The 24,576-nt window shown below is 37.0% G+C and carries 16 protein-coding genes and 3 pseudogenes; 13 read left to right on the top strand and 6 right to left on the bottom strand.

Features of this window, described 5'->3' with window-relative positions; translation table 11 throughout:
- Positions 1–228: 228 nt before the first annotated feature.
- The 9 genes and pseudogenes from BFL01S_RS10405 (at position 229) to BFL01S_RS10365 (ending at position 11,596) form a co-directional block, all read left to right on the top strand.
- Positions 229–1,497 carry an ABC transporter substrate-binding protein gene (locus BFL01S_RS10405; protein WP_061785644.1) on the top strand — a complete coding sequence of 423 codons (1,269 nt, stop codon included), beginning with the start codon at positions 229–231 and terminating at the stop codon, positions 1,495–1,497.
- Between the two features lie 91 nt (positions 1,498–1,588).
- Positions 1,589–2,443: a carbohydrate ABC transporter permease gene (locus BFL01S_RS10400; RefSeq protein WP_061785646.1), complete on the top strand. Its 855-nt coding sequence runs from the start codon at positions 1,589–1,591 to the stop codon at positions 2,441–2,443.
- Positions 2,443–3,276, top strand: a complete 834-nt coding sequence (locus BFL01S_RS10395; RefSeq protein WP_170943872.1) for a carbohydrate ABC transporter permease — start codon at positions 2,443–2,445, stop codon at positions 3,274–3,276. The genes BFL01S_RS10400 and BFL01S_RS10395 overlap by 1 nt, the downstream gene beginning before the upstream one ends.
- A gap of 272 nt (positions 3,277–3,548) precedes the next feature.
- The gene (gene lacZ / locus BFL01S_RS10390; protein ID WP_061785643.1) at positions 3,549–6,710 is read left to right on the top strand and encodes a beta-galactosidase, LacZ type; all 3,162 of its coding nucleotides are present in this window, start codon (positions 3,549–3,551) and stop codon (positions 6,708–6,710) included.
- Positions 6,711–6,833: 123 nt separating this feature from the next.
- Positions 6,834–7,994, top strand: a pseudogene (locus BFL01S_RS10385) (galactokinase).
- Positions 7,991–8,989 (top strand): UDP-glucose 4-epimerase GalE, encoded by a 999-nt coding sequence (gene galE, locus BFL01S_RS10380; RefSeq protein WP_061785642.1) that lies wholly within the window; start codon positions 7,991–7,993, stop codon positions 8,987–8,989. The pseudogene BFL01S_RS10385 and the gene galE (BFL01S_RS10380) overlap by 4 nt, the downstream one beginning before the upstream one ends.
- A 15-nt stretch (positions 8,990–9,004) precedes the next feature.
- On the top strand, positions 9,005–9,985 hold the full coding sequence (locus tag BFL01S_RS10375) for an ROK family glucokinase (RefSeq protein ID WP_061785645.1): 981 nt from the start codon (positions 9,005–9,007) through the stop codon (positions 9,983–9,985).
- Positions 9,986–10,109: 124 nt separating this feature from the next.
- A pseudogene (locus tag BFL01S_RS10370) lies at positions 10,110–11,216 on the top strand (ABC transporter ATP-binding protein).
- A 113-nt stretch (positions 11,217–11,329) separates the two neighbouring features.
- On the top strand, positions 11,330–11,596 hold the full coding sequence (locus tag BFL01S_RS10365) for an HPr family phosphocarrier protein (RefSeq protein WP_061785641.1): 267 nt from the start codon (positions 11,330–11,332) through the stop codon (positions 11,594–11,596).
- Positions 11,597–11,767: 171 nt separating this feature from the next.
- Here BFL01S_RS10365 and galE (BFL01S_RS10360) read toward each other — a convergent pair whose 3' ends face one another.
- The 5 genes from galE (BFL01S_RS10360) to BFL01S_RS10340 form a co-directional block, all read right to left on the bottom strand.
- Positions 11,768–12,754 (bottom strand): UDP-glucose 4-epimerase GalE, encoded by a 987-nt coding sequence (galE, locus tag BFL01S_RS10360; protein ID WP_061785640.1) that lies wholly within the window; start codon positions 12,752–12,754, stop codon positions 11,768–11,770.
- On the bottom strand, positions 12,751–14,280 hold the full coding sequence (galT, locus tag BFL01S_RS10355) for a UDP-glucose--hexose-1-phosphate uridylyltransferase (protein WP_082802728.1): 1,530 nt from the start codon (positions 14,278–14,280) through the stop codon (positions 12,751–12,753). The genes galE (BFL01S_RS10360) and galT overlap by 4 nt, the downstream gene beginning before the upstream one ends.
- Positions 14,277–15,446, bottom strand: coding sequence for a galactokinase (locus BFL01S_RS10350; RefSeq protein WP_061785638.1), 1,170 nt, complete (start codon positions 15,444–15,446; stop codon positions 14,277–14,279). The genes galT and BFL01S_RS10350 overlap by 4 nt, the downstream gene beginning before the upstream one ends.
- Positions 15,447–15,629: 183 nt before the next feature.
- Entirely contained in the window at positions 15,630–16,661 is a 1,032-nt protein-coding gene (locus BFL01S_RS10345) for a galactose-1-epimerase (RefSeq protein ID WP_061785637.1), read from the bottom strand.
- A gap of 61 nt (positions 16,662–16,722) precedes the next feature.
- Positions 16,723–18,183 (bottom strand): glycoside-pentoside-hexuronide (GPH):cation symporter, encoded by a 1,461-nt coding sequence (locus tag BFL01S_RS10340; RefSeq protein WP_235859220.1) that lies wholly within the window; start codon positions 18,181–18,183, stop codon positions 16,723–16,725.
- A gap of 441 nt (positions 18,184–18,624) precedes the next feature.
- Between BFL01S_RS10340 and BFL01S_RS10335 the strand changes: the two genes are divergently transcribed.
- Both BFL01S_RS10335 and BFL01S_RS10330 read left to right on the top strand, forming a co-directional pair.
- On the top strand, positions 18,625–19,530 hold the full coding sequence (locus tag BFL01S_RS10335; protein ID WP_061785635.1) for an AraC family transcriptional regulator: 906 nt from the start codon (positions 18,625–18,627) through the stop codon (positions 19,528–19,530).
- Between the two features lie 247 nt (positions 19,531–19,777).
- On the top strand, positions 19,778–20,983 hold the full coding sequence (locus tag BFL01S_RS10330; protein WP_061785634.1) for a transposase: 1,206 nt from the start codon (positions 19,778–19,780) through the stop codon (positions 20,981–20,983).
- 280 nt (positions 20,984–21,263) lie between these two features.
- Here BFL01S_RS10330 and BFL01S_RS10320 read toward each other — a convergent pair whose 3' ends face one another.
- Positions 21,264–21,971 carry an IS6 family transposase gene (locus tag BFL01S_RS10320; protein WP_061785632.1) on the bottom strand — a complete coding sequence of 236 codons (708 nt, stop codon included), beginning with the start codon at positions 21,969–21,971 and terminating at the stop codon, positions 21,264–21,266.
- A 59-nt stretch (positions 21,972–22,030) separates the two neighbouring features.
- Between BFL01S_RS10320 and BFL01S_RS10315 the strand changes: the two are divergent.
- Positions 22,031–22,918: pseudogene (locus tag BFL01S_RS10315) on the top strand (aldose epimerase family protein).
- Positions 22,915–24,141: an ROK family transcriptional regulator gene (locus BFL01S_RS10310; protein WP_061785630.1), complete on the top strand. Its 1,227-nt coding sequence runs from the start codon at positions 22,915–22,917 to the stop codon at positions 24,139–24,141. The pseudogene BFL01S_RS10315 and the gene BFL01S_RS10310 overlap by 4 nt, the downstream one beginning before the upstream one ends.
- Positions 24,142–24,576: the final 435 nt, after the last annotated feature.

Below are 24,576 nucleotides of genomic sequence, written 5' to 3'. Positions count from 1 at the left end.
TAAATAGTTAAAAACGAGCGAAAATGCTCGTTTTTTTTTTTTTTTTTGAGTTCATTTTAATAGCTAAAAGCAACTTGTGCAATTGAACTATGACAGGAATAACATGTAACGGATTTAAGGTTAAATTGTGTTTTTACTAAAACAAAATTTAAAAAAGCGTTTACATGTTTAGTTGATGGTGATACAATTTGATTAGTAAAAATATTACTAAAAAAGGGGCAATATTTTATGAAAAATAAAATTGTTTTGTTTTTATCAACTTTCGTATTGTCTATACTATTGACTGCTTGTGGTACTAGTAGTGCGAATAATGCTTCAGAAGATGGAGTAATCACAATTTGGGCAAATAACATTAATGTACCTGTATTAGAAGAAGCAGCAAAAATTTATCAGAAAGATCATCCAGAATTTAAAGTAGATATCATTGAAACTGGTGGACAGGACATCATTCAAAAAACAACAACAGGTTTGCAAGCTGGTGGTAAAGGTTTACCAGATGGATTACTTCAAACAGATGATGAGATTCAAGGGAAATTAGAATCTTTCCCGGACGCATTTGCTGACCTAAGTGAATTAGGTTATGACGAATTTAAAAAGGATTTTCCAGATTTTAAAATTGAAGCAGTGTCAAGAGATGGGAAGATGTATGGAATGCCATTTGATGCAGGTCCAGCAGCAGTATTCTATAGAACAGACTTATATGAAGAAGCTGGAGTTAATCCTGAAGACATTAAAACATGGAAAGATTTCGTAGCTGCCGGTGAGAAAGTCAAAGAAGCAACTGGTAAAGCGATGTTGAGTTTTGACCAAGCAGATGCGAATGTTTACACAATTTTGTTAAATCAACAAAGTGAAGGTTATTTTGATAAAGATAATAACTTAACAATTGGTAGTGATGCGTCTGTAAAGGCAATGGAAGTATTGAAAGACTTAAATGACAAAGAATTACTTTTAGGTGTAACTGGTTGGGATTCAATGGTAACAACAATTGCGAATTCAGAAACTGCATCAGTAATTGCTGGTGGTTGGTTAGTAGGAACAATCGAAAAACAAGCACCAGATACAGAAGGTAAATGGGGGGTAATGCCATTGCCTGCTTATGAAGAAGGTGGATCTCGTTCATCCGTTCAAGGTGGTAGTTCGTTTGTAATTCCTTCAACAGGTAAAAATGTTGAAGAAACGTATGAATTCTTAAAATGGTTTTCGTCAAATGTTGAGGCTCAAGAAATCGCAATGAAAGGTGGGCTATTCCCTTCCTATAGTCCAGTATTTGAGTCTGAGCTATTTGATGCAGAGATACCGTTCTTCAACAATCAAAAAATTTGGAGATTCTTCGCTGATGAAATGGAAAAAATCTCAACTATTTATTATACAAAAAATGATCCAATTGCACGTGATGAGATTGTAAAAGCTCAAGGTGAAGTAGTGAATGGGGCAAAACCAGAAAAAGCAATGCAGGATGCGAAAAAGAATACCGAAAATAGAATGAGACAATAAAATAAAAATGGTTTCTTGAGAGAGGTAAGTAGGCGTGTACAATCTTTCCCCTCTCTCAAGTTTAAGGGGGTTGAACATTATAACGAATCGAATAAATAAAACAAAAATTACACCGTACCTATTTTTAGCTTCAGCTGTTATATTGTTTATCGTATTCACGGTATATCCAATTATTTCATCTTTTATATTAAGCTTTCAAACATCTAAAGGTGGAGTATATGTATTTGCGGGTTTTGATAACTATATACGATTGTTGAATGATTCAACGTTTCATAAAGCTTTATTTAATACGTTTATCATTTTCATTTTCCAAGTACCAATTATGATTTTATTGGGACTTATATTAGCAGTTATCTTAAATAGTAAACTACTAAAGTTCAAAGGTTTATATCGTACAGCATTTTTTATGCCAGCTGTTACATCGTTAGTAGCGTATTCCATTTTGTTTTCTATCATTTTGATGGATAAAGGGATTTTTAATCAATTTTTGATGATGATTGGTATCGAATCCATCCCTTGGTTAAATCATCCTTTTTGGGCGAAGGTTTCGATCATCCTTGCAATGACATGGAGATGGACAGGGTACAATATGGTGATTTATCTTGCAGCTATGCAAAACATCTCAGAAGAAATGTATGAGGCTGCTTCTATAGATGGTGCAGGTAAGGTAAGACAATTCTTTTCTATTACCATTCCACAATTGAAGCCGGTTATTTTGTTTACTTCCATTATTTCAACGATTGCGACATTGCAGCTTTTTGATGAACCATACAATCTTACCAAAGGTGGTCCTGGGGATTCTACGATGACACTTGGTTTAATGATTTTTCAAAATGGATTTAAGTACTATGATTTTAGTTATGCGTCTGCCATTGCTTACGTGGTTGTTGTAATTGTAGCACTCTTATCAATTATTCAAATGAAAACGACGGGAGATGAAAAATAATGCAAGGAAAGAAAGGTTTAAAATTTGCGAAAAAAGCAATGCTTCCACTCTTTTTGCTTATTGGTATTGTTATTTCAATCTTCCCATTTTATTGGATGTTAGTAGGATCAACGAACCATACAAGTAAAATATTTTCGAATCCACCGACAATGGGATTTGGTGATCAATTTTTAACGAATTTTAACAATCTGAATGATTCAATCAACATTTGGAGAGTTTTGTATAATTCTCTATTCGTTTCCGTTGTCTATGTGATTTTAGCTCTGATTGTTTCGACGATGGCTGCTTATGCATTATCGAAATTTTCATTTAAAGGGAATAAGTTTATCTTCATGGCGTTTCTTTTGTCGATGATGATTCCATATCAAGCGCTGCTTATTCCGCAATTTAAAATGATGTCAGATTTTAGTATGTTGAATACGTATTTTGCCCTTATTTTACCAACAGTTTGTTCACCTTTTGCAATATTCTTAATGAGACAAAACTTGATGGCTTTTCCTACTGAATTAATTGAAGCAGCACGAATAGATGGTGCAGGTGAACTAAAAATCTTTTTTCGCATTGTATTGCCTTCCATGAAACCAGCACTAGCAGCTACAGCTATCTTTTTATTCCTTCAACAATGGAATAATTTTTTATGGCCATTGGTTGTAACGACAACAACGGAAATGTATACATTCCCGGTAGCGTTATCAAGTCTGAAAGGGAATTCAATTATTGATTATGGTCAAATTAATGTTGGGATAACGATTGCAACGATTCCTATTATCATTTTCTTCTTAGCCCTTCAAAAGCACTTTATTCAAGGAATGTTAGGAAGTGCAGTTAAATAGTAAAAGGGAAGTTATGAATAATAACGTTACATGAGTATGCAAAACAGGATCCTTTTTCTTACTGAATTTTTCTGATGAGGCAAAACTTGCGCATATCTCAATATCATTTATAGATTCATAAACGTGTGAAGATGGAGAAGGAAGTATCTGTTTTAAGCTTGATGAAACATGAATACTAAAATGAGAAATAAAGATGGATCTCTTTTAGAAAGGATCCATCCTTATCTAACTTTTTATAAGTAGGAAGATGAAAGAAACTTCAGGAGGTCAAAATGAAACTAAAAGAAGATTACAAATTACTGTCTGTACTTCATAAAAACCGTATTAAAGATCGTTCCTATTTCATGTCATATAACAATATAGATGATGCGATTAGCTATGATAGAGGACGTTCCCATGGATTTACTTTATTAAATGGGTTATGGAAATTTCATTATGCGGAAACACCTGAACTAGCACCACAATCATTTTATGAAAATGAATATGATGTAAGTGATTGGGGGGATTTGCAGGTCCCATCAAACTGGCAAATGCACGGTTACGGAAAGCCTCATTATACAAATGTTCAATATCCATTTCCGGTAGATCCTCCGCATATTCCAACAGAAAATCCAACAGGTTCCTATCGAAAGGACTTTTATGTGTCAAAAGAAATGATCGAGGACTTGGTATTTCTGCGTTTTGAAGGTGTAGATAGTGCTTTCCATGTGTGGATCAACGGTCAGGCTGTTGGATATAGTCAGGGAAGTCGTTTGCCTTCAGAATTTGACGTAACATCGTTTGTTCATGAAGGGAAAAATACGATAGCTGTTAGAGTATATCAATGGTCAGATGGTAGTTATCTTGAAGATCAAGATATGTGGTGGTTAAGCGGTATTTTTAGAGATGTTTATTTACTAGCAAAGCCAAAAGTATATACTCATGATTTTTTTGTAAAGACAACCTTTGATGAGACGTATACGGATGCTGAATTACATCTTGAAACAGTGATCCATTCACATGTAAACAAAAATACTAAATACCAACTGGATATTCAATTATTCGATGAAAATTTCCGACAAGTAGTAGAGGCGAGACGGGAAGGAGAAATAGTCCAAACTGAATCAATTGAAACAAAATTTGAGACTACTCTCTCAATTGCAGCTCCTCATAAATGGACAGCAGAATCACCGTATTTATATCATTTACTTTTGACCTTAAAAGATGACCAAGGTGCGGTAATTGAGGTTATTCCGACAAAGGTTGGATTTAGACAAGTTGAGTTGAAAAATGGATTGATACAAGTAAATGGTGTACCAATTATGATCAAAGGTGTGAATCGTCACGATCATCATCCAGATTTAGGACGTACTGTTCCGATTGACTGGATGATAAAAGATATCAAGCTGATGAAGCAGCACAATATCAATGCAGTGCGTACGGCTCATTATCCAAATGATCCACGTTTTTACGATTTGTGTGATGAATACGGTCTATATGTGATTGATGAAGCAGACATAGAGTGTCATGGATTTGACATTATCGGTAAGCCTCATCAATTGAGTCAGGATCCAGATTGGAAGGAAGCATACGTCGATCGAATGAAGAGAATGGTTGAGCGTGATAAAAATCATCCTTCCATCATCATTTGGTCTCTAGGAAATGAATCTGGATTTGGACAAAACCATGTCGAGATGGCAAATTGGACAAAGCAAAAAGATCCAACAAGACTCGTTCATTATGAAGGTGAAACTCGTGTAATCATGACTCAGGACGAAAATAACCCTCAACGAATACATGTTGCAGCGGATATGTTCTCCACCATGTATACATCCCATGAAATTATGGATCGATTAGGTAGTCGAACAGACCTGAAACAGCCCCATATTTTATGTGAATTTGCTCATGCGATGGGGAATGGACCTGGAGGAATAAAAGAATATTTTGATTTGTTTTATAAGCATGATCGTTTGCAAGGTGGATTCGTATGGGAATGGTTGGATCATGGAATTCGTCAATTTACGGAAGATGGTGAAGAATATTTTGCGTACGGAGGAGATTTCGGTGAAACACCTCACGATTCTAACTTTGTTTTAGATGGACTTGTCATGCCTAATCGTATTCCGTCACCAGCGTTACTTGAATATAAAAAAGTGATCGAACCAGTTAAAGTAGATGCGATAGATCTTGAACAAGGAATGATAAGTATCCGTAATCAGTATGATTTCATTAGCTTGAATCACCTAACTCTTTCATGGTCGATTGTTGCAGATGGAAATATACTAGATTGTGGAACAATCGAAATGCCTGAAATCCTTCCAAGTGAATCACAAAATATCGCAATCCCATTCACATTGCCAAGTATTCAGAGAATGAAAACAGATTATTGGTTAAATATCCAGTTTAATCAAGCGGAGGATACAAAATGGGCAAAGGCTGGTCATGAAATTGCGTGGACTCAATTCGAGTTACCTGCAGCATCAAAGGAAGTAGAGAAGCTTGAAACACAATTCAATGGTCCTCTATCTTTAGAAGAAATAGAACATAAGCTTGTTATAAATGGGGAATCCTTCCAGTTCGCTTTCGATACCATTTACGGTGTACTTGATTCATGGAAGATTCATGGGATTGAATTGTTAGAACAAGGTCCAAAAGTAAATGTTTGGAGAGCGCCGACGGATAATGATAAGTTGGGATTAGAAGAATTTAACGTAAAAAAAGAAGAAGAAGATTGGAGACAATACGGTTTACACTGGATGCAGAACAGAATTGATTCTGTCGAATACGAAATGTCACCAACAAACGATCAAGTAACCATCATCGTAAAATCACGAATGGCTCCACCTGTTCTTGCATGGGGATTCGATACGACACTCACTTATATTATCAACAATAATGGTGTGATGAAAATGGATGTTAGCGGAAGAAAGTTAGGCGAGTCATCTGCAACATTACCGAAAATTGGTTTACAAATGAAGTTGAAACCTCAATTTGACCAAGTCGATTGGTATGGACGAGGTCCTGGAGAGTCTTATGTGGATAGTAAACTAGCAAACCGATTTGGAGTATGGTCTTCGAATGTAGATGGGTTGTTTAGTCCGTATGTCGTTCCTCAAGAAAATGGGAATCGTCATGAGGTAAGGTGGGCATCCTTAACAAATATTTCAGGAGTAGGGTTGCTAACAGTCGGGGAGCCAAGCTTCGATTTTAGTGCACATTTTTATTCAACAGAAAATATCGAAAATGCTCGTCACACATATGATTTGGTTAAGGAAGATAGTATTACCTTCAATGTAGACCATAAGCAACAAGGTCTAGGTTCAGCAAGCTGCGGACCAGGTGTCCTTGAACAATATCGATTAAAAAATGAGGACTTTCTATTTTCTATCTGCTTTAGAGCATTTTCAAAAAGTGAAATTTCACCCATTGAATTAAGTAAGTATGTAAAAGAATAAGATGTTTAAGCGAATGGATAAATAAAGATACAGTTTGATAGTCTACTGTATCTTTATTTTTTAGTAAATACAAACTTTAGTTGAATTTTACTTGGAATATTGAACTTATTCAGGAGGAACATCATGGATTTTAGTAAACTTTTAAAATCGTTTAAAGAACTATTTAATCAAAATGAATATAGAACCTTCTTCGCACCTGGGAGGATCAATCTCATTGGGGAACATACTGACTATAACGGTGGGCATGTGTTTCCAGGAGCCATTACAAAGGGGACATATGCGCTAGGAAGAAAGCGTGAAGACAAAAAATTAGAATGTACTCGATGAATTTTGAGCAACAAGGAGTTATTGAATTTAATCTTGATAAATTAGATTATGATGAAAAACGCAATTGGGTAAATTACCCAAAAGGTATACTGCGGTATTTACTTAAAAAAGGGTACTCGATCCCAACCGGGGTGGATGTCCTGTTTTATGGAAATATCCCGAATGGTGCAGGATTATCATCATCGGCCTCAATTGAGCTTGTATCTGGTGTGATGTTCGAAAAGCTATTTGACTTAACGATTGATCGAGTTGAGCTCGTAAAAATTGAGAAACTTGTTGAGAATAAATTTATTGGTGTGAACAGCGGAATCATGGACCAATTCGTCATTGGAATGGGAAAAAAGAATGCAGGGATTCTCCTAAATTGCGAAACGCTTAAGTATGAATATGCACCTAATTTTAATCATGAATACTAATAAACGTCGTGAGCTTGCTGATTCAAAATATAACGAGCGTAGAAGTGAATGTGAACAAGCACTTGATCTGCTGAAGCAGGAATTAGAAATCCAAGCATTAGGAAATATTTCATCAGAGCAATTTGAACAATTTAAGCATTTAATCACAAATGAAATATTGCAAAAACGTGCAAAGCATGCGGTTTATGAAAATGAAAGAACGATCCAGGCGTTAGAGGCATTGAAAAAAGGTGACATTCGTGAATTCGGACGTCTAATGGATGCTTCCCATCGCTCACTGAGAGATGACTATGAAGTGACTGGCATTGAGCTTGATACACTAGTAGAAGCTGCTTGGACACAGAGTGGTGTCGTTGGGGCTCGCATGACAGGAGCGGGCTTTGGTGGTTGCGCAATTGCAATTGTTGAAAAAGACAAGGTAGAAGCCGTGATTAAGTCAATCAGAAAAATCTATGAAGACAAGACTGGTTACAAAGCTTCTTTCTATGAAGTGAGAATTGGCGATGGAGCAAAAGAACTTTTAGATGGGATGATAGCATGAGCATTTTAGTATTAGGTGGAGCAGGTTATATCGGATCACATGCGGTTTATCAATTAATCGATAATAATTTTAATGTTGTCGTTGTTGATAATTTACAAACAGGTCATCAAGAAGCAGTTCATCCGAAAGCGAAGTTATACAAGGGTGACATTCGGGAGCGAGCATTTTTACAATCTGTTTTTGAAAAAGAATCGATTGAAGCAGTCATTCATTTTGCTGCAAATTCACTCGTTGGGGAGTCCATGACTGACCCGTTAAAATACTATGATAACAATGTTTTTGGAACACAAGTCGTGTTAGAAACAATGAAGGCGAACAATGTGAAGTACATCGTTTTTTCATCTACGGCTGCAATATATGGTGAACCTGAAAAAGTCCCAATTACAGAGGAAATACCAACAAATCCAACGAACACATATGGTGAAACCAAGCTTGCTATGGAAAAAATGATGAAGTGGTCAGAAGTTGCACACGAAATAAAATTCGTTTCCCTTCGATATTTTAACGTGGCAGGAGCGAGGTCATCAGGTGAAATCGGTGAGGACCACGATCCAGAGACGCACCTGATTCCAGTGGTCTTACAAGCAGCGCTTGGAAAACGAGATTCCATTACTATCTTTGGTGAGGACTACGAAACTCCTGATGGATCGTGTATTCGTGACTATATCCACGTCGAAGACTTAATTGATGCCCATATTTTAGCGTTGAAATACCTACAAAATGGTGGCGAAAGTAACTATTTTAACCTTGGAAGCAATAATGGATTTTCTGTAAAAGAAATTGTTGAAGCAGCGAAGGAAGTAACCGCTCGTGAAATTCCTGTTAAATTTGGTAAGCGTCGGGCAGGTGACCCAAGTACATTAATCGCATCTTCGGATAAAGCGAAAAAAGTGTTAGGTTGGGCGCCAAAACGTACTTCTGTCCACAATATCATTAAGGATGCTTGGAACTGGCATTTAAACCATCTAAACTGGTATGAAAGGCCAAGGGGTTAATCAGGATACATGATGATGTATGAAAAATGGTTAGTAGGTGTGGACTTAGGTGGTACCACTATAAAAATAGCGTTTATCAATCAAAATGGTGAAATGATTCATAAATGGGAAATCCCAACAAACACAAGGGAAAAAGGGAATCATATCCCAACTGATATAGCCGAATCGATTGATCAAACATTGGATGAGTTGGGACAAAACAAAAATAAGTTAATCGGTATTGGGATTGGAGCACCAGGTCCTGTTAATTTGAAAAATGGTTCCATTGATGTTGCCGTTAATTTAGGCTGGGAAAACTTCCACTTAAAAAGTCTCCTTGAAATGGAAACGTCCTTACCCGTCATTGTTGATAATGATGCCAATGTTGCGGCGATTGGTGAGATGTGGAAAGGTGCTGGAAAAGGAGCAAAAGATTTACTCTGTGTGACGTTAGGGACAGGTGTCGGGGGCGGAATCATTGCCAATGGCGAAATTATACATGGCGTAAATGGAGCAGGTGGAGAAATTGGTCATATCACCTCTATTATAGAGGGGGGAGTGCATTGTAATTGTGGAAAAACAGGATGTCTTGAAACCGTAGCATCCGCTACAGGTATTGTTCGTTTAACGATTGAAGAATTATCTTCTACCCGTACACCAAGTAAATTAAGAGAGATTTATCATGAACATCAATCATTATCATCGAAACTAGTATTTGAAGCAGCTAATGAGGGCGATGAGTTAGCTAACAAAGTAATTGACGAAGTCACCCTTTATTTAGGTTTAGCATTAGCAAATCTTGCAAACGGCTTAAATCCTGAGAAAATTGTCATCGGTGGTGGCGTTTCTAAAGCAGGAGATGCATTGTTAGCACCATTGAAAGAGCACTTTACCCGTTTTACTTTTCCAAGGGTAGCGCAAGGTGTGGAGTTAGCAATTGCCACATTAGGTAATGATGCAGGTGTCATTGGCAGCTCTTGGTTGGCGAAAAAAAAGCTAATAAACGACCATGAATGAAAATATGCCATTGCAATTGTGCCAAAACGAATGATCACAAGTAAGAAAAAATAGATGGTTCAATACCAATTTTAAACTTTAATCAAATAAGAAATTTTTTTACTCACTAAAGGAGGAAAAATTAATGGCTGAGTTACGCTTAAATAATATTTATAAAATTTACGATAACAATGTGACAGCGGTTTAAGACTTTAATCTTCATATCAAAGATAAAGAATTTATTGTATTCGTAGGTCCATCTGGCTGCGGTAAATCAACAACTCTTCGTATGGTGGCAGGTCTTGAAGAAATTTCAAAAGGTGATTTTTATATTGATGACAAACGTGTAAACGATGTAGCACCGAAAGACCGCGATATTGCGATGGTGTTCCAAAACTATGCATTATATCCACATATGAGCGTCTATGACAATATGGCATTCGGGTTAAAATTACGCAAATTTCCAAAGGGTGAAATTGATCGTCGCGTACAAGATGCTGCCCGTATCCTCGGGTTGGAGACATATTTGAATCGCAAGCCAAAAGCTCTTTCAGGCGGTCAGCGTCAACGTGTTGCCTTAGGACGTGCGATTGTCAGGGATGCCAAAGTGTTTTTAATGGACGAGCCTTTATCCAATCTAGATGCTAAACTGCGTGTCCAAATGCGTGCTGAAATCTCAAAACTGCATCAACGACTACAAACGACAACGATTTACGTCACACATGATCAAACAGAAGCGATGACCATGGCTACGCGCCTTGTTGTCATGAAAGATGGCATCATTCAACAAGTCGGTACACCAAAAGAAGTGTATGAAAAACCAAAAAACGTATTTGTTGGTAGCTTCATCGGTTCTCCTGCGATGAACTTCTTTAAAGGGACGTTAAAAGATGGTTCATTCCAAATGGGGCAAGTTAGCATCGCCATTCCAGAAGGAAGAATGAAAGTATTACGTGGACAAGGCTATGTTAATAAAGAAATCATTTTAGGAGTTCGTCCGGAAGACTTCCATGATGAGCCGGTGTTCATAGACGCTTCTCAAGGATCAAAAATAACAATTGAGATAGAAGTAGCAGAATTAATGGGTGCTGAAACGATGGTGTACTCCAAAATTAACGGTCAAAATTTTGTGGCGCGTGTGGATGCTCGTACAGAAGTAAAGTCAGGTCAACAAATGGATTTAGCGATAGATATCAATAAAGTTCATTTTTTCGATACAGAAACAGAGATTCGTCTTCCTCAAGAAGAATAAGAGAAAAGAAGCGGTTGTCCTGTATGGAATCGAAGAAACAAACGATGCATACAAACAAATGAAAGCAGCGACGGAAACCAGATAATTCGTGAAGGGTAGAGTAATAGAAAATTGTGGGAGAGGAGATTAACGTCCATATTCAACATGGTTTTCAAGCTCGAAATGCGACCGAGTTTGTACGAAAATCATCCTCTTTTAGCATGAAATCAACCTTATTAAAAACGGAAGATCAGCTGGTAAAAGTATTATGGGAGTTACGGCCCTGGCCAAAAGGAGAAGAAGTAATTCTCTTTGCAGACGGAGACGATAAACAAGAGGCTGTTGTCACCCTAGAAAGGGTTCTGGTGCAAAATTTCAAGACACTTGTAATTAATCTTTAAATCTTGGACATACTGATCACGTCCTTTTTTTAGAGTAATAGTATCAGTATGTCCAAGTTTGAGAGAATACTTGCAGATATTTTTCCATAAAAAAACACCTCAATCGTTAGATTTGGTGTCTAACAATTGGGGTGCAGTTCACTCCTCTAGTGCAGTTCTTTTTCGAATGTTTTAATACCCTTCTGGATGACTTTGATGCCATTTCCATGCTGTAGCGATAATATCCTTAATAGAAGTATATTTTGGTTCCCAACCAAGAACTTCCTTGGCTTTCACACTTGATGCAATTAACACATCTGGATCACCTGGGCGACGCGGACCTATTTTTGCTGGAATTGGATGTCCTGTGACCTCACGAGCGGCTTTAAGCATTTCTTTATTTGAAAAGCCTTCTGCTGAACCAAGATTAAATACGTCCGATTTTCCACCAGCTTTTAAATATTCTAGCGCTTTGATATGCGCATCGATTAAATCTACTACTTGGATATAGTCACGGATGTTCGTTCCATCCGGCGTGTTATAATCACCCCCATAAATCATGAGCTCGTCACGCTGACCAAGCGCTACCTGTAAAATAATCGGAATCAAATGTGTTTCATGATTATGGGCTTCTCCAATTGAGCCATCTTCTTTTGCACCTGCAACATTAAAGTAACGAAGCGCCACATAATTCATGTCGCTTGCTTCACTTTGCCATTTCATCATTTGTTCCATCATCAACTTACTTTGACCGTATGGGCTGATTGGCTTTGTTGGAGTTGTTTCCTTAATTGGCATCTCTTCTGGAATTCCGAACGTTGCAGCAGTTGAAGAAAAGACAATGTATTTCACGCCGAATTCTCTCATGACTTCTAAAGTAATCTGCGTGCCGTAAACGTTGTTATTGAAATATTTCAATGGCTCTTCCATTGATTCACCAACAAGTGAAAATGCCGCAAAATGCATCACACCTTCAATATTCTTTTCTTGAGAGAAGACTTCACACATGTATTTCTTATCACGTATATCTCCCTTGTAAAAACGCGCTTTTTCATGCAGCGACTCGATATGACCGGTCAATAGATTATCGATTACCGCTACATCATAGCCATTTGTGATTAATTGATTGACGGCATGTGAACCGATATAGCCTGCACCGCCTAAAACTAAAACTGTCATCTAGTCATCACCTCTCGATTTGTGCTTTGTAATTCTTTGATAAAGCGATCAAACCCTGCTCTACCATCTTTATTCATCTTATAGACACCAGCATCTTCTAAGATGCATTCAAATTTTTTTGCAACTTCAGTTTGAAGAAAGCTTTGGATGGTCTCTTCCGTATAGCCGCCCTGGGCTTTTAATTCATCCGCCCATTTTTGATGGATTTCAGGAACATTGGCTTCCTTATTTAACAAGTACAGCTCAACTTCATGAAGCTCCTCAATCAAACGTGGAGGGAGAATCGCAAGGCCCATGACTTCAATAAGCCCGATATTTTCTTTCTTAATATGCTGTACATCTGGATGTGGATGAAAAATTCCATCAGGGTATTCTTCACTCACATTATTATCACGCAGTACAAGATCCATTTCATACTTTTCTTCGCGACGCCGCACAATTGGTGTAATCGTATGATGTTTTGTGCCATCCTTTGATTGCGCACGAATGTGTAAGAATTCATCTGAATAATTCTTCCAACTTTCATGGATGTAGGTGCTAGCATGAATTAGTTCTTCTTTGTTTAAAGAAGTGAGGCGAATCACACTCATTGGCCAGTTGACAATACCGCAAGAAACATTTGGATAATCAGATAGTTCAAATGTTTTAAGAACTTTAGCCTTTGCCATTGGAAAGTTATGGCGTCCAGCTTGATAGTGATCATGACTTAAAATAGATCCTCCTACAATAGGTAAATCCGCATTTGAACCAATAAAATAGTGTGGCATGATTTCTACAAAACTGAGTAAACGAGAGAATGTCTCACGAGAAATTTCCATTGGTCGATGCTGCTTAGATAATACGATAGAGTGTTCGTTAAAGTATGCATATGGTGAATATTGAAAACCCCATCCTTCTCCATCTAGCTCGATGTTAATGATTCGGTGATTGCTTCTACCCGGATGGTTCAAGCGACCGAAATATCCTTCATTTTCAATACAAAGTAAACATTTTGGATAATTTCCCCTCGGTACATTTCTAGCCGCTAAGATCTCTCTCGGATCTTTCTCTGGTTTGGACAAATTAATAGTAATCTCAAGTTCACCATATTTTGATTCTGCTAAATAATGAACATTTTTTTCAATCGCACGGGTCTTTATATAATCATTGCGTTTACTTAGTTCAAAGAAATAATCCGTTGCTTGTTCAGGACTTTTGCGATATGCCTCCTGAAAATCCGCATTAACCTTGGATGGAAGTGGTGTAATCACATTCATTAAAAGCGCTTCGAACATATCACGATTGGCTCGGTTTTTAGAGATAATAAGATTTTCCGTCGCTTTATCCATAAGCGTATCTAACAGCACATGTGGGTCTGTTTCGACTACTCTAGTAATCTCCCCCATTTCCGATTCGCCAATCAAACGTAATAGTTGATTGTGCATATAAATTCGGTCATTTTCCTCAATAGCTCCATTCTCAATTGCAAGTGTAGTAAAATCATAAATTGCCTGACATGTGTTCATCGTTTCCACCTCATTCATCATTCAATCACTGTAGTTCCACTACCAATGTGTGCCACATAAAAGACAGGCGCATATCCCACAACTTTGATATATTCATCATAAACATTGTTTTTAAAAGTGTTGGTTTCACTTTCTTTTACTAATGCGATGGCGCATCCCCCAAATCCTGCTCCAGTCATACGGGCTCCAAGCACACCCTCTTGTTTTTGCGCAGTGGCCACCAATGTATCTAATTCAAGCCCGGTTACTTCATAATCATCTCTTAAAGATGTATGAGAAGCATTCAATAGCTTTCCGAATTCTTCTAAATCACCTGCAGTAAGAGCTGCTTTGGCTTTTTTTGTGCGTTCATTTTCGTAAACTGCATGCCTCGCGCGTTTAATTAGAATTTTATCTCCAATAAGATGTTGATTTGCATCAAATTCTGTTTCGCTTAGTTCTCCAAGTGCATGAATCGCTAACTTCGTTTGGAGACGTGTGAGTGCTTCTTCACATTCAGCACGGCGCTCATTATATTTTGAATCTGCTAGTTCACGACGTTTATTAGTATTCATAATGACAATAGCATAGTCGTCCAAAACAACTGGAACCATTTCATACTCTAACGTATTGGTATCAAGGAGAATCGCTTTGTCTTTCTCACCAAATCCAATGGCAAATTGATCCATGATACCAGAGTTTACACCAATGAATTCATTTTCAACTTTTTTACCCATTTTCACTAATTCAAGTCGCGTTACGTCTAAGTTGAACAAGTCTTCTAATACTACGCCTACAAGTAATTCAAGTGAAGCACTACTTGAAAGTCCCGCTCCATTTGGAATCGTTCCTTCAACTAATAACTCAAAACCACAGTCTATTTTATGACCTGCTTCTTTCAGTGTTAAGATAACTCCTTTTACATAATTTGCCCAATTAGCATTTTTATCGTAATCTAGTTCATTCAACGTGAAGCTAATCACTCCAAGCTCTTCAAAGTTCGTTGAGTAAACTAATACTCTATCATCCTCACGACGTCTAGCTACTCCGTAAGTTCCATAAGTAATAGAAGCGGGGAATACATAGCCACCATTGTAGTCTGTATGTTCTCCGATTAAATTGATACGTCCTGGAGAAAAATATTGAGTTGTTTCTTGAGGTCCAAATACCTCAGCAAATTTTAAAGCTAGTTCACGTTTCTTTTCCATAAGTATAAACCTTCCTTTTGCATTCATTCTAAATGAGGGAATTATCTCCGTATTCACTGGTCCACTTCTAACAGTTCATCATTATTTCTAGACACAACATCGTATTTTAACTAAATTCTGATAGCAGTATCTAATTTTTTCTATACATGTTTCATATTTAAAGAGACTATCCAAAATATGATATCAAATAATATGAAATTCTGTCATCGTTTGATAAGTTGAATCCACCCTAAGAATCATATCCCCAAAATCAGAATACTGTTCAGCACCCGGGGGAACCTGTGTTTCAAAGGTAATTCCCCCATGGTTTGCAAGTTGCTTGCCATGCATGAGAGGCGTATTCTCACCAAAATTTGCCGTAAAGATGACGACACTTGGTTCTTTTGTGGCTATTTCAATCGTAACCGCTTCATCCGGGCTAATGAGTTTCACTGAACTATGTGATCGTTCAGGTCGGTTCAAGAAAAATGGGTGATCAATTCCATCCACTAATTCTTTTTGACCAAAAGTACTATTGAAGGTTTCTTTGAGTTTAACTGGCTTCCGAAAATCAAACGCAGTTCCTTCTACAGGCCACTTTTCACCAATTGGAATACTTTCCCGATCAAGTGGTGCAAATCTATCACTATCCACCCATAATGTGTGTTCATCTACAGGCTGTGTTACATCACCAGTTAAGTTGAAGTACACGTGATTTGTTGGATTAAACAAGGTATCTTTGTCACTTGTCGCCCTAGTTTCTACTTTCCAAACATTCGTGTTAGTTAACGTGTAACGTATCCTGACATCTAGATTCCCAGGAAAACCATTTTCACCATCTGAACTCACCGTGTGAAATATCACTGAGACCTCATCATTATTATCGATAACTTGATATTGCCACTTTTTGCTTTCAAATCCTGGGGTACCGCCATGTAAAGTGTTTCCGGTTGTCTCATCAATTTGTACTTTATAGATGTTCTCATCAATTTGAAAAGTTCCATTTTGAATTCGTCCAGCTACTCGTCCGATTGAGGCACCAATATATAAATCCTTTTCAAGGTATTCCTTTGCCGTATCAAAACCAAGTACGAGCTCACGTAGACCATTCGTTGTTGGTACCTTTAAACTCGTAATGCGAGCACCTAAATCTGAAACCGTCAATTGCAGGCCGTTCAGATTGGTAATAGTGATAATCGTATAACCTGCACCGAAATCTTTTGTTGTAATGTTCATTTTAGATATCCTCTACTTCTTTATTTAGAATGAGTAAGTTCAGCACTAGAATTGAACTTTTTCAGTTTGCTTTTTCGCTATAATTTAGCTTTGTTTCTAATTCTTTAACGATTTGTGCATGTTTTTTCTCTGTTAATGTGATCTTCCATGTGAAAATGATGGCAGAGAAAATCATGAGTGCTGCTGGAAGATAGAACGCATAAAGATGAAACGTTGAAACACCATGTGCAGTAATGTCTGCTGCTGTAGCATTGCCAGTCATCCCAGCAGCAACAGCTAAAAACCCAATGATTCCGTTTGATAAAGCTCCGGCAAGTTTATCGAGTAATGGACGAATTGATAAAGTTACAGCTTCGTTTCGGGTACCATTTTTCCATTGTCCATATTCAACCGAGTCAGTAATAGTCATCAAAGCTGAAAGGAAAATCAGCTGATGAGGGAAGTAGAAGAGCACCAATCCCACAATAACCATTGGTAAACTTGTTCCAGCTAAGCTGAAGCATACATATGCCAGAAGCATCATCGCAATACCGCCAATATAGATAAAACGTCTTGAAATTAATTTCGTGAGCATTGGGAAAAGTGAAACGGCAATTAAGCTTACTACAGCTGCAATTAATCCCACAATCCAGAACTCACCTGAATTTCCTAGAATATATTTGAAGAAGAAGAAGAAGACAGCATTAGTTACACCATTGGCAATAGCATATGCAATATATGAAAGTGCTAGCCACATCAACTGATCGTTTTTAGCAATAGCTTTGAACATATCTTTAGGACTTGCTTTTTCTTGTTGCTGACGAATTACGCTTTCATTTTCTTTTGTGCCAAGTGCTGTAATAATCGCCGTTCCACCAGAAATAACAGCAGCAATCAAGCCAAACCAAAACCAACCAGAGGCACCTTGAGAATCTTCACCAGTCATCAAGAAAGTAAAGAAGGTAACAATTGGTACAACTGCTAGTGTAGTCCCATTTGCACCAATTACTGAACCAAGTCGTGCAAATGTTGCCAATTTTCCTCGTTCCTTGGTTTCAGTGCTTAACGCTGGAATCATCGACCAAAGAGCAATATCCTTAAATGAATAAAAACTACCGAGCAAGAGATAAACAATTGCAAACAAAATGATGAACAGTGTAGTATTATGAATTGCAAGACCAAAGAAATTGGTAAATATGCATGCAAGAAGGATAGAACTAACTACACCACCAATGACTAACCAGGGCTTAAACTTCCCGAATCTCGTTTTTGTGTTGTCAATTACTCCTCCAATAATCGGATCAAAAATAATTTCTACCAATCGAATGACTACGACTAAACTCGTAATAATTCCAATCATTTTTCCAGTCGTTGCTTTATCAGCCCCAGTGAACATCGCACTCGTAACAAAAACCATAAAATAAGTGCTCAAAGCTGCATAAAATATGTCATGTCCAAATGCACCTAAGGCATAGGAAACACGTTGTTTTAATTTTCCATCCATGTTCTGTTCATTCTCCCTTGTTGTAATTTTTCCCACCATTTAATTTTAATAGGCTCAACACCAAAGTCTGTTCTTGACACACAAAGCAACTTTGCATATATAGTCCAGTTTGTTAAGGACAATATATGTGTTAATTTTGTCGAGTACATGTTTTGGTGAAGACCCTTTTACTAATAATAAAAGAGCGCTTACAAAGTTAAACATAAAAAAACTAACGAACTACATTAATCTCCTTCCTATGGCTTTCCTTTTCAAGTATAGTTTAACAGGAAAGCGCTTTCCGTTTTATATCATTTTGTGACCTTTATTTAACCTTTTGTTGCATTTTTCCCTTCAAAGGGTAGATTATATAAATGACGTTTAGTTTTCCGGCATAAGATTTCAAAAAATCCAATAATCATCAGTGTTTAATCAATGAATATGTCGGAGAATCAATCAAAATTATATAGGTTATAGTAATCACGTAGAGGGGAGAAGCCCATGGAACAAGCAATCTTTATTAAAAAAGAACAGCATCACTTCTCAAGCGAACTTTATTTTGATTTTTGCGGTTTTTCAAAAACACTGCCTTTTCATGCTTTTGGACCAGCTGTACGTAACAGCTACATTATTCATGTCGTGTTGGATGGAAAAGGAACGTACTATATAAAAGATGAAAAATATTCATTAAAGAAAGGAAATATTTTTCTCATTCGCCCAGGAGAGTCGACCTTTTATCGCTCGGATGCAGAAGAACCATGGTTGTATGCGTGGCTGTCATTTGGTGGGAAGGTAGCAGACAAAATTATTCATTATTCGAGTTTTAAAGAAGATAACTACTCTGTTACTTCAACTAATATTCAACAATATTCGGATATTATCTTGGAGTGTATGAATTGCTCCCACGATACATTAGAAGATGAATTAAAGTTGAATGAGTTGACCTATCGGTTTTTAAGATTATTACTTACAGATGGTGTAGAATTCTCAACAGGAGTAAAACAAAAGTTTTCAAGACTCGCGATTGAAGCGATGACGTATATTGGAGAGCACTATGTAGAGGAGATTACAGTAAGTGATGTGGCAGATCATCTTGCGGTCAATCGAAGCCATCTTTCGCGGGTCTTTCACAATCATTTCGGGATGAGCATGAAGGACTGGATTTTAAGGGTGCGCATTAATCACGCAGCGCATTTACTTTCAATGACAAATGAATCGGTAGAAAACATTTCTTATCAGGTGGGCTTTCGTAGTTTAGTAGTCTTTAGCCGCATATTTAAAAAAGTGACTGGAGAAACACCTACGCATTATCGAAAACGTATGTCGAAAGAGAATTTCCAAACAATTTCTTTATCAAGCTTGAAGTTCTTACTTGATGAACAAGAAATGATTTCACGGGCCACTTAGGAGAAATGAATGAAATTTCTAGAATAACGATTATAAATTCAAAAAAAGTACGAAGAATTTAATATGTAGTGTGCCTAAAGTTGTAACGTAAACGTAAAGTAACTCCAAAATATACAATAAAGGTTGATTTTGGAGTTATTTTTTGTTTACTTCACTTTTTTTCGGTACTCTGCATCTAGCCGGGTTCTGGTGCAAAAAAATGATAAATTACAAAAAAAGTTCAGATTCCTATCGGAATCTCATACTGTTGAAAAACAAAATTGTCTATGGACAAAATGCGAAAATCTCGATAAAATCCCTCGTAAATCAATTGAAACAAAACGCAACGTATCGCTGGTTTCTAGGGATCTCTTCACAAGAAAAAATCCCAGATCACTCAACCATTTCCAAGTTTCTTTCGCAACGTCTACAAGGTACGACGTTTTGGGAGGAGCTTTTTCATCATTGTCTGCGTTTGATTCACGATGAAGGATTTATTGCGAATCAAACATGGGTGACCGATGAAACGGAACTAAAAGCCAATGCGAATAAACGTGTACGTGAGACAAAAATAGAACAGAAGAAGATCGAGGAAGAAGAAGAAGAAGAAGAAGATTTAGCGAAGATTAATGAACGCCGAGCACATTATGGGAAGAAACCTCTTCAAAAGAAAGATCCAAAAGTAGAAGAAAAGCACACAATTATTAGCCCGGTAGATCCCGACGCACGCTTATCTGTTAAACATGATGAGCGTGGGCGATTTGCGTATTTTGAACATCGTATTGTTGATTCGCTTCATAACTTTATTATTGCGACGGATGTGAAGGCCGCAAATGTGCTAGGGCATCGCAAATTGATTGGACAAGTCGATCAGTTAAACGACTTATTTGGAAAATATGCGAAGGAAATCGCCCTTGATTCAGGTTATTATAATGCCAAACTTGCACGAAAATTGTTTGAACAGGATTTCTTTGTATATATGTCCTATCGTCGCTTCCCAACAAAAGACCATCCACAATGTCGCCGTTATCAATTTAAACAGGTGAAGGAGGATCTATATGCTTGTCCATGCGGTGTCCCATTTTATTATAAAACAACGAATCGCCAGGGTTACCAAGAATTCAAACCACCCAAAGGTAGCTGCGACTCATGTCCCTTTGCGAAAAAAGAAAAGGAAGATCGCGTGTTACGTATCTCCATTCATCAAGAGATTTACGATCAATTCAGAGAACAGCGCTTATCGTCTCGTGGGAAAATTCTTCGTTCTGTACGTCCTTCAACCGTTGAGCTAAGTTTTGCACATAGTAAAGAACTCCACGGTTTACGTTATGCACGTTACCGTGGAGTTCAAAAAGTAAAAAGACAAGTTTTGATGACAGCCATCATACAAAACTTGAAAAAGTGGACCAAACTACGCTCACTAAAGCAAATTGGTCTACACCTAACATATGAAATTATAGAAGAATCCGTTTGATAAAACAAATGATAATCATGAAAGTGCCACAAAAAATTTGTGGCATTTTCATTGACATAATCTTTTTTCAACAAAGTGAGATTCCTATCGGAATCTTTCAGGCTGTCGGGAAAGTCCCGCAGCCGTTTTTGTGTCTGTTTAAAATCTATATATTGTTTTATCAACCACAAAAAAACACAATATATAGTTAAAAAATAACAAAAATAGAGGGATTTCAAACCATAAATTTAGAAATATGGGGTTTCTCTACACTCTGTGAGATTCCTATCGGAATCTTTCTTTATGCCGTTAATCCAAATAGTTGATGGATAAATATATTCTGATTTTGGACAGACTGATCCCGCAAATCAATTTGTTCTTTTTTGACCATATGCATCGCTTCTACACCGTTCAAGCTGGACAGAGCTGTTTGGTACGATTTGAATCCCAACATAGAGCGTATACGTTTTTTTATAAAACGATGATCTTGTTCTACATTGTTATTCAAATATTTGAGTTGTCTCGTTTGGATGCCTGCGGGCATCTTCTTTTCTTTCTTCAGTTTTTCAATAGCGATTGGATAAGTTGGATTTTTATCAACTGTAATCACACGAGGATTAGAAACATGAAGAGACCGCAAAGCTTTCTTGAAGAATCGCTTTGTAGTCTTATGATTTCTAGATTTGCTCAAATAAAAGTCAATTGTATTTCCTTCAGAATCAACAGCACGATATAAATAACACCATTTTCCCCTTATTTTTATATATGTTTCGTCCACTCTCCATGAGTCATTCGTTTGTTTGAGGTGACGTCGAATTCGTCTATCAAACTCCGGGCCATATTGATGCACCCATCGCATAATCGTTGTATGGGCCAAGGATAATCCTCGTTCTTCTATCATTTCCTCCAAATCACGAAAGCTTAGATTGTACCGCAGGTACCAACGTATAGTTAATAAAATTATATCTGGTTGATAATGTTTCCATTTGAATGCGTTTTCTTTCCTCATACTAAACACACACCTTTTATAGAGTTTTATTATCAGTATGTCCAAGATTTAAAGGTTCATTGCACAAGCTTTATGGTTTTTGCACCAAAACCGGACGAATCAAGGGCGGTCAATTTGAATTAGAGGGTAAGAGCTATCATGTATCTAAAAATGAAGGGCAAAATCATCTTCATGGGGGAAATAAAGGATTTAGTCATGTGCTATGAAATACCTTCGTACGTACAAATAAGAATGAAGTAAGTGTAGATTTTACTTATACTAGTAGAGATGGTGAAGAAGGCTATCCAAGTAACCTAGAAATAAAAGTAACATACACACTTACGAATAATGATGAGCTATTGATTTCCTATCATGGTATGAGTGATAAAACCACATTAGTAAATTTAACAAACCATACTTATTTTAATTTAACTGGTAATCTTAAGGCTGATATATTAAAGCATGTGTTAACAATGAAAAGTGATGAGTTTTTAGAAATTGGAATGGATATGTTGCCTACAGGTAAAGTGGTAAGTGTCGAGAATACTCCTTTTGATTTTTGCAAGGGAAGATCTATACTTGATGGTGTATATTCTGAGCATCAACAAAATCTGTTAGTTGGGAAAGGCTATGATCATCCATTTATTTTAAATACTAATCAACAGCAAGAAATTGTTTTAAGAGATGAAAAAAGTGGTCGTGTGCTCACAGTTGAAACAGATGAATCATGTGTTGTTTTGTACACAGGTAATAAACTTGGAAGTGCTTATCAAGTGAGAGGAGTTCAATCGAAAGACTATCTAGGCCTCTGTTTAGAAACGCAGGGTCCTCCAGATTCGATTCATCACCCATATTTCTCTTCAGCTATCCTAAAGCAAGGAGAAGCTTACAAAACGACAACGAAATATACATTTACTACTTTGAATGATAATGAAGAATACTTTAGGAAAAAGGCAGATGAATCATGACAAGTACAAATATTGCTGGAAGCTTCAAATTAATGAAATCTTTAAATAGGACATTGATTTTAAATATTATACGCAAAGACGGTCCTATTTCCAGAGCTGAAATTGCAAAAATAGCGAAATTAACCCCTCCAACAGTCACAAATATTGTTCATGAACTCCTTGAAGCTCAATTAGTCAAAGAAAGTGAAATGGGCGTTTCAACAGGTGGACGAAAACCTATATTGCTAACTATTAATGCAGAAAGCTTTTACGTCATTGGGTTAGATGTAGGGATTCATAAAATAAGGGCTGTAGCTGCAGATTTAAATGCAGTAATAAAAAATGAACAAGTAGTAACCATTCAAAAAGGAATTGGAAAAGAAGAACTAATTCAACTATTAATAAAACAAGTAAATGAAATGATGCAGAATACCAATCTATCAAAAGATAAAATTATTGGAATAGGGGTAGGAATGCATGGGGTGGTTGATTCAAAAGAAGGGGTAGCACTGTATGCTCCAAACTTCGGATTAAAAAATATTCCGATTAAAGACAGGTTAGAAGAAGTATTTCAATTACCCGTAAAGGTTGAGAATGATGCGAAAGTGCTAGCATTAGGAGAAAAATGGTTTGGCTATGGAATAAACATCCAAAACATGGTTTGTCTAAATGTAGGAATTGGCATTGGAGCAGGGATTATTATTGATGATAAATTGTTTAACGGAAAAAATGGCATTGCTGGTGAAATTGGTCATACAGCGATTGATCTAAACGGACCGAAATGTTCCTGTGGTAATTACGGCTGTTTACAAGCCCTATCGTCAGGTGATGCCATTAGAGAACATATGTTAAAAGAAATAAACTTAGGTAGAAAAACAAAAGTAGTGGAATTGGTGCAGGGGGAATTGGAAATGATTGAAGGGAAGATCATCCATGAAGCTGCGATCCTTGGAGACGAGCTAGCAAGAGAAGTCCTTACTAAATCAGGTCGATATTTGGGTGTTGGCATAGCCAACTTAATAAATGTCATGAACCCTGATCTTGTTGTCATTAGTGGCGGCGTCTCAAAGGCGGGTCACTACATCCTTGATCCAATTAAAGAGGTTGTTGCGGATAGAGTTCTGAATGAAGAAGCGAAAAAGACGAATGTATTACAATCAAAATTAGGTGACCATGGGACGGCAATTGGCGCAATAACATTAGTTCTTGCGGATTTATTCATTCCTGAATTTTTAAATGAATAACTAGGCAGGTAGCGGTAGATTAGAATGTTTATCATAAGTTATATCAAATAAAAGGGTGATACAATTAGCCATGTATAATATGTATCACTCCTTTATTCCTTTTCAAATAGACAATCGATTACATTCATGGTAAAGTATTAGCATCTTAATTAAATTAATTAATAAAGTTAGATTGATGTATTAAACTGAAATTATTCACTTATTTGTAGTAAGGGGCGATAATTATGGGGAAATGTGAGCATCAACATGTGCAAAAAGTACAACAACAGTCAGGTCCTACTTTGATTATGTGTACAAAGTGCAATCAAATTCTTAAGGTGATAAAAGGGTAGTTTCTTTATTTAGAATCTTACGTTCTAGGGAAAGATTAATGGTTCTGGTGCAAATACTTGAAGAAAATATAAAAAAGCGAAAGATTTCTAGTGACCCCTGGGG

This window comes from Priestia flexa NBRC 15715, assembly GCF_001591565.1.
GTDB classification, from domain to species: Bacteria; Bacillota; Bacilli; order Bacillales; family Bacillaceae_H; genus Priestia; species Priestia flexa.
This window is presented reverse-complemented; position numbering and strand designations above follow the sequence as displayed.